At 35.6% G+C, this 7,276-nt stretch carries 7 protein-coding genes and 2 pseudogenes; 6 read left to right on the top strand and 3 right to left on the bottom strand.

Going from position 1 to position 7,276, the window contains the following annotated elements:
- The first annotated feature begins 416 nt into the window (after window positions 1-416).
- The 4 genes from dapF to H280_RS25500 all read left to right on the top strand — a co-directional run bounded on the left by dapF (window position 417) and on the right by H280_RS25500 (window position 3,781).
- The gene (dapF, locus tag H280_RS0122340; protein WP_020063319.1) at window positions 417-1,283 is read left to right on the top strand and encodes a diaminopimelate epimerase; all 867 of its coding nucleotides are present in this window, start codon (window positions 417-419) and stop codon (window positions 1,281-1,283) included.
- A 41-nt stretch (window positions 1,284-1,324) separates the two neighbouring features.
- A complete protein-coding gene (locus H280_RS0122335; RefSeq protein WP_020063318.1) occupies window positions 1,325-1,678 on the top strand; it encodes a HesB/IscA family protein in 354 nt (117 codons plus the stop codon).
- Between the two features lie 430 nt (window positions 1,679-2,108).
- Window positions 2,109-3,362, top strand: coding sequence for an ATP-binding protein (locus H280_RS0122330; RefSeq protein ID WP_020063317.1), 1,254 nt, complete (start codon window positions 2,109-2,111; stop codon window positions 3,360-3,362).
- A 266-nt stretch (window positions 3,363-3,628) separates the two neighbouring features.
- Window positions 3,629-3,781, top strand: coding sequence for an FbpB family small basic protein (locus H280_RS25500; protein ID WP_020063316.1), 153 nt, complete (start codon window positions 3,629-3,631; stop codon window positions 3,779-3,781).
- A 179-nt stretch (window positions 3,782-3,960) separates the two neighbouring features.
- Here H280_RS25500 and H280_RS0122320 read toward each other — a convergent pair whose 3' ends face one another.
- Window positions 3,961-4,413, bottom strand: a complete 453-nt coding sequence (locus H280_RS0122320; RefSeq protein ID WP_020063315.1) for a DUF523 domain-containing protein — start codon at window positions 4,411-4,413, stop codon at window positions 3,961-3,963.
- Window positions 4,414-4,510: 97 nt separating this feature from the next.
- Between H280_RS0122320 and H280_RS24220 the strand changes: the two are divergent.
- Window positions 4,511-4,822, top strand: a pseudogene (locus tag H280_RS24220) (helix-turn-helix domain-containing protein); the annotation flags it as partial.
- Window positions 4,823-4,991: 169 nt separating this feature from the next.
- On the opposite strand, the gene H280_RS0122310 reads toward H280_RS24220, so the two are convergent.
- Both H280_RS0122310 and H280_RS0122305 read right to left on the bottom strand, forming a co-directional pair.
- Window positions 4,992-6,242 (bottom strand): MFS transporter, encoded by a 1,251-nt coding sequence (locus H280_RS0122310; protein ID WP_020063313.1) that lies wholly within the window; start codon window positions 6,240-6,242, stop codon window positions 4,992-4,994.
- Window positions 6,243-6,447: 205 nt separating this feature from the next.
- Window positions 6,448-6,765 carry a DUF4870 domain-containing protein gene (locus H280_RS0122305; RefSeq protein ID WP_020063312.1) on the bottom strand — a complete coding sequence of 106 codons (318 nt, stop codon included), beginning with the start codon at window positions 6,763-6,765 and terminating at the stop codon, window positions 6,448-6,450.
- 328 nt (window positions 6,766-7,093) lie between these two features.
- Here H280_RS0122305 and H280_RS0122295 point away from each other — a divergent pair.
- A pseudogene (locus H280_RS0122295) lies at window positions 7,094-7,276 on the top strand (IS5/IS1182 family transposase); the annotation flags it as partial.

Genomic DNA, 7,276 nt, shown 5'->3' with positions numbered 1-7,276 from the left:
AAAATAGTGAACTGAAGCACAGACACGGGTATGATGTAGCATCTTCCTCGGGTCTCATTGGTATGCGAATGCAAGGTGCGATGGCTATATTTGCCGTCAATTTAAAACGAATTATGACCTTAATGAAGGAAAAAAAGGAAGAAAAGTAAAAAAAGAATAGAAAGAAAGGCGACTTTTCGTTCCATTTTGAACGAAAAGTCGCCTTTCTAATTTCACATCCGGTTTTTGAGCTGAAAAAACGTGAGTTTTTCAGTGGCCTCTTGGTTGAAGGGCTTTTTTCTTACACCATATGTGTAAGCACGACATTGTTACGCCAAAATTGTCGTTGAATATGAGAAACGGGGGGACATTCTTATTGTTTTCAAAAAGCGCTCATTTTATACTTATAACAATTAAAAATTTTGGAGTGAAATCACATGGCACAATTTTCTTTCACAAAAATGCACGGGCTTGGGAATAACTACATTTATGTAAATATGTTTGAAGAACAAATTGCAGAAGAGCATCTTGCACAAGTTGCTGAAAAAGTATCAGATGTGAATACTGGAATTGGTTCCGATGGAATGATTTTAATTTGTCCCTCTGACGTTGCCCCTGTGAAAATGCGTATTTTTAATAAAGACGGTTCAGAAGGAAAAAGCTGCGGGAATGGACTGCGCTGCGTTGCAAAGTACGCATATGAGCATAAACTAGTAGAAGAGACTGTTTTCACAATTGAAACGTTAGCAGGAATCGTTACAGCAGAAGTAAAAGCTGAAGGTGGAGTTGTAACTTCAGCAACAATAGATATGGGGGCACCTCGATTAAAACGCATTGATTTACCGATGTTAGGAGAAGGGGAAACGCCATTTATTCGTGAAGATTTCCTTTATAATAACCACCGTTATACATTTACAGCTGTCTCAATGGGAAATCCGCATGCTGTTATTTTTGTAGAGAATATTGAAGAAGCACCGCTTACAACATTAGGACCTGTATTAGAAACACATGAGATGTTTCCAGAAAGCGTCAATGTCGAATTTATTGAGGTACTAGATGGTCGTGAAATGCATTTTCGTGTATGGGAACGCGGTTCTGGCATTACACAAGCATGCGGAACAGGAGCATGTGCTGCAGTTGTAGCTGCAATCTTAAATGGAAAGATGAAGCGAGGCCAAGAAATCACGGTTCATTTAGCAGGCGGAGATTTAATGATTACATGGACAGAAGAAGGAACAGTTCTCATGAAGGGTCCAGCAGAGGTCACTTGCAGTGGTGTATATTATTATAAGATTGAAGAGTAAAGATGTATAATAGAACGAGAGAAGAAAGGATGGTGGATTCTATGATTACTGTAACAGAACAAGCTGCATATCAAATTAAAGATATGTTAAAAGATGCTGAAGAAGGAGAAAGATACGTTCGTCTTGCTGTACATGGCGGTGGATGTAGTGGTCTTTCTTACGGTTTAGGATTTGAAAGAGAACCAAATGAAGACGACACAGTTCTTGAATTTTTCGGTGTTGAATTTGTTATTGATAAAGAAAGTGCTCCAATTGTAGAAGGAGTAAAAATCGATTATAAGCAATCGATGCTTGGCGGCGGATTTACAATCGACAACCCAAATGCGATCGCATCATGTGGTTGCGGATCATCTTTCCGCACAGCGAAGAATGCTGGTAAGCCTGAAGAATGTTAATGTTAGATAGCATTTGTGTAGTGCTTATCTTTACAGATTAATCATGATAACCTTCTTGACGATGAATGGCTAAGTTCACTTGTTAAGGGGGTTTTTATTTTGGTGAAAAATGGTGAAAAAGGTAGAAATTCGATCTTTTTTGTTGTTATTTGCTCATTTTTATGGTACTCTATAATAGAGAAGATGGTTTTACTTTTTGAATTAACAGAATTTTCAGATAAAACTCAGTTGCTTTTTCCCATTTCCTCTTTCTTGTACGTCTCTACGTCCAATTACTATACACAATAAAAAGCACGTATACCTATCTATTATTTCTAAAATCGAAAAACATAATGAACTTATAAATCGAAAAAACGTAATATAAAATTAAAAAGCGTTTTCAAGAAAGAGTGTATTATCCCCTTTACAAAACATTAGGGAGGCGCAGAATATGGGAATTTCTACACTACTATTAAATGCATTTATTATTATCATTTGTATCCTTAGTTATCAAGTATTTTGGTTAGAAAAGACAGAAAAAACCCCGTGTAATAATCTATTAATTTCTTTTTTTTCATCGATTGCAATTGTTCTTTGTATGACATTCCCTATTCATTTACATGATGGGTATATTTATGATTTGCGGTTTATTCCTATTCTTTTAGTACTTCTATATGGAAATGCAAGAAGTATTATTTATATAAGTTTTGTATATATGGGGTATCGATTTTACTTAGGGGGAAACGGCTTTTTTTCATCAGTTATTATATATACTATAACTATAGCTGTTACGACGATATTACGTTATTTTCTCCCTATTTATTTTAGGAGAAAAAAAATATTGTTTCACACATTATTGCTTTTGATTTGTACGAGTTTTTTTTCTATCTCTGCGCTAATGAATCAAATTGAAATGGATGGTAAAATTGAAGCTGTTTTTATTGGATTTTTAATTAATTATGTAGTAGTCAACGCCTTCACAGGATTATTATCTATTTATTTAGTAGAAGGAATGATTGAGAAATTTAAAATGAAAGAAAAAATTCAAAGAGCTGAAAAGTTTTGTACAGCTAGTGAATTAGCTGCATCGATTGCCCATGAAGTTCATAACCCTCTAACGACTGTATATGGATTCACTCAATTATTCCGTGAAAACGAACTGTCAAAAACATCTCAAGATGAATACTTGAAAATTATGTTGATGGAATTAGAAAAAGTCCAATTGATTATTAATGATTATTTATCTCTGACAAAATCACAAAATACAATAAAAGAACCACTAAATATAAAGTGTATATTTCGGGAAGTAACAAGTACGATTTCTTCGCTAGCATTTTCATACAATGTTGAAATACAGAAAGATATTCCAGAGTATTTGTATATAAATGCGAATCCAGAAAAATTAAAACAGTGCTTCACTAACATTTTACAAAACGGAATTGAAGCTATGAAAAATGGCGGAGTGTTACAAATTCATGTGCAAAAAATCAAAAGTCATATTGTAATTGATATTATTGATTCGGGAATTGGAATGTCCCAAAAAGAAGTAAAGCGAATTGCCACCCCATTTTATTCAACAAAAGAAAAAGGGACTGGACTTGGTACTATGATTGCATACAGCATTATTAGAGAGCTAAATGGAGATATAGAAATAGAGAGTGCAAAAGGAAAAGGAACATGTTTTTCTATTATTATACCTTGTTAACAAAAAAGAGTGTCTAAGGCCGGATGCTCTTTTTTGTATACATAGAAATGTTCATCTCCTCTTTGGTGTAGCGACAACTTATCTGTTATGATTTATTGATTTCACAAAATGTTCAAAAAATTTTCTTTTGAAAATGCAAAAGTTATAGTATCATCTAATTAAGAAGAATTTTTCGACAAATAAAGACAAATTTTAACAAAAACAAAGAGTTGAATGTGATTATTTTTCATTCTAATTCTTGATTTCATAGAAAATAAGGAGGAATGATGAAAGTGAAAAAACATTGTAAATTACTTAATAAATCTTTCAAAGAATTGGTACAGGAGAATAAACAAAAAATACTGAATGATAAACAAGAGATGGAAAAAATTGAACAACGTATTGAACAGCGTTATGGGGCGAAAAAGTCAGCTTCGTAATAAGCGATATACAAGTTAAAAACTGACAGAAGAATCTCGTTCTTGTTAGGTGGGATGAGGGTGTCTGGCTATTAATGGAAGCGGTTTCTTGTTATGTGTGAGGTTTTAAACAAACCGAAAATAAAAAGAAGCTAACCAATTATTTGTAGTAGTTGGTTAGCTTCTTTTTTAGCATTTTTTCACCGTGTTACAAAATCTTCTTCTGAAATAACAATAAAACCATGTTGTCTAAATAATGCGGTAGTAACGCCGTAACCATCATGCTTTTGTCCATTAAATTCACCTGTGTAAATGACAGAACTTCCGCATGAAGGACTGCGTTCTTTTAGGATAATATACTCAGGGTTTAGATCTTTTATTTGCTCTAATGCTTTGTAAGCACCCGCAATAAAGATTTCTGTGACATCATTTCCGTTTTGGTCTATTACTTTTGCTGTTCCGTTCAATACATCATCGCCGTTGCCTCCGATAATTTCGGCGGGGGTACGAGGCGTTGGTAATCCTCCTAATACTTCTGGACAAATAAGGGTCGTTTCTTCTTTTTCTAGTAGTTCTCCAATTTTTGCAACAAGATTATCGTTTCCGTCATAACGACAAGCAATTCCCGCTAAACATGCACTGATTACGATCATGCTTTCACCTCAGTTTGATAAATTTATTTTGATTATACAACAAAATCGTTCGCCACTTTTATGGTTTCTCTCTTATTTATAAAAGGGGGCGATAGAGATGAGTAAATTGTATTCATTAATGAAACAGTATAGTGAATTTCAAAATAAGGAAGAGTTTAATACATATCAGCAGCAAATTTTGACGCAGTATCAAGTTGAAATTAACAAAACGGATTTTCTTGTGATTCGTTTGTTAGGGAGATATGCGGTGAATGAAAAACAAAAAACAGTTGGCGTTGCATGTCCGCTAATGGAAACGATTGCGGTGAAAATAGAGAAAAACATACGAACTGTGCGCCGATCTGTCGCGAAGCTTGAACAGCTCGGGATTATTAAGCGTGTGTTCACAAAAGAAAGGCATAAGCGCGGTGAAATTCGCAAAGCATTTGGGGCGCTTTTGTATAGTACGATGCAGTCATTATTTCTAGATGTCGCACTAGAGTGGGGAGCGGCAGCGAGGCGGAACAGCGGGATTGTTTTGTATAATCCATTTGAAAGTGAAAAAAAGAGTTACGCGTTTGAAGCATAACTCCTTTCTTTTAATCAAATTTCCGTACAGTTGGAACGCGGATTGCGATAAAGAGTACAAAGACGATGACCGCAATGGCACCGCTTTTCATAACTGTAACAATTGGTATTCCAGCTGCTAAGGCAAGTGAAGTGACTGCATAAGAAACAGGGATAAAGCCCATCGATGATAGCATAAGTAAGCTCATAACGCGTCCCATCATTTCTTCCTTTACAGTTGATTGAATCATAGCCATTAACGGCACAATTGCCATTGCGATTGTAATGCCGTAAAAACAGCCGGAAAGAAGCGCCTGCCAAAGTGTTGTGCTGAAATTAATAGACAGGAAGAAAACACCTGACAGCAGCATCATAATAATGCAAAATAATCCGCGGCGGCGATTAATATTTCGCAGTCCAACGATAACAGCGCCAATGGCCATTCCGCCGCCAACCGCTGCTTCTAAATAACTAAATTGTAAAGAGTCACCGTGCAGTACATTTTTAATAAACAACGGAAAACCAACTTGCATGGGCCCGATTAAAAACAGATTTAAAAAGGCACTACAAATAAGAAACGTTGATAAAAAAGAAGATTCTTTCACATAAAGAATGCCTTCTTTAATAGAAGTGAACATGCCTTTATTTGCTTGTTTTTCTTCTTGTCCTACGTTTGAATGCACCTTTTGAATGAGTATGGCAGCGACAATTAATAATAGAATGGTTATGGTAAAGATTGTTTCGTAATTACTAAATTTAATTAGTATCCCGCCAAGGACAGGGCCGAGGATAACTGATGCTTGGTTCGTCATTTGTGTAAGTGAATTTGCTTGTGTAAGACGCTGCTTCGCTACGAGCTCAGGTAAGATAGACCCATCAGCGGACCAAAAAAAAGCATCAGCTAAGCCGAAGAAAAGTGCAAATAAAGCAAATGTGTATAGTGTGACGTGACCAACAATAAACCAAATAAGAATAATCGTCACAATAAGTGCTCGAACGATATTAGAATAAAACATGATATTCTTTTTCGGGAATTTGTCTGCAACAGCTCCGCCGATAATCATGAAGATGAGGCGGGGAACACTAAGAGCGACAAAGACAACGCCGAGTGATGCTTCTAAATTTAATGTTTTTGCTATGTACCACGTTTGGGAAAACGTAAAAAAAGCTAAGGCAAAGCTTGAAAATAGAGTGGCTGCCCAAAGAAATAGGAAGTTTGTATTTTTTAATAAAGGCATTTCCGTTTCTGCTAGGGCGGGTTTACTTTTTTGTAATTCCTCCATATGAATTCCTTTCTGTCATATGTCTTTTTATCTTTGTTAACAGTTTCTAATCTTTCTATACAGATACTTTTTTATTGTATTCAAAAAAGTGGAATTTGCCCAGCGGATTTTTCATGTTGAAAAAGGAAAAACCACCAAACGTCTCTTATGTGAGATATTGGGTGGTTGTGTTTTTAGCTTGGTGATCCTTTCTTATTCGGAGAAATTATCCTTTAAGGACTTTAATTCCTTTTACCATATTCCAAATAAAGTAGTACAGGCTAATTAGGGCACAAATGCATACTACAATTACTGAGCCAATCGCAAGTGTCGTATCTGGCTGATTAAAGCCAACATCCATAACTCCTAATACTGCAAGTCCGATAAAAGTAGCAATGCCCGGAATGATATGTGTCCAAAGGGCACGTTTAGCATGACTTCTTGTTTCATAATCACCGACAATCCAAACAATGATCGGGAACAAGATAGGTGCAAAGAGAACACTGAAGTACGAGAGCGCAGATAAAATTTTATTTCCATTCATATGTATCACCTCATAGATGTTTTTGTTTGTTGTTTATACGTTTATTATGCAGGAGAACGTATGGACTTGCTATCGCCGAATCTTACAGCAACATAACAGTTTTGTAAGATTTGGCGATATGTAATGTAAGGTTTTTTTCGAGGTTCGATGTTATATTTATATATTGTTTGGAATTTGTATATAACGGTATAATTATAAAAAGACACAGCGGCTGCTGAGGCCACTGAAAAAGTCTTCATAGAAAAAACGAAAGCTTCCTCGATGAAATCGAGGAAGCTTTCGTTTTTTTCATGTATAATAGTTGTAATAATTCTAGGTGGTGTCTCGGATGATTTCAAAACAACAATCTCTTAACCTTAGCCCATTCATGGCGATTTACGATATCGTCATACCAAAAGATAATATGCTCCGTCAATTTAATGAAATGGTAGATTTTTCTTTTGTTTTAGAGGAACTGAAAAGTAAATATTGTCTCGATAATGGCCGCAACGCAGTGCCGCCCGTTCGTATG

It is taken from the genome of Bacillus sp. 123MFChir2, assembly GCF_000383235.1.
Lineage (GTDB): Bacteria > Bacillota > Bacilli > Bacillales > Bacillaceae_G > Bacillus_A.
This window is presented reverse-complemented; position numbering and strand designations above follow the sequence as displayed.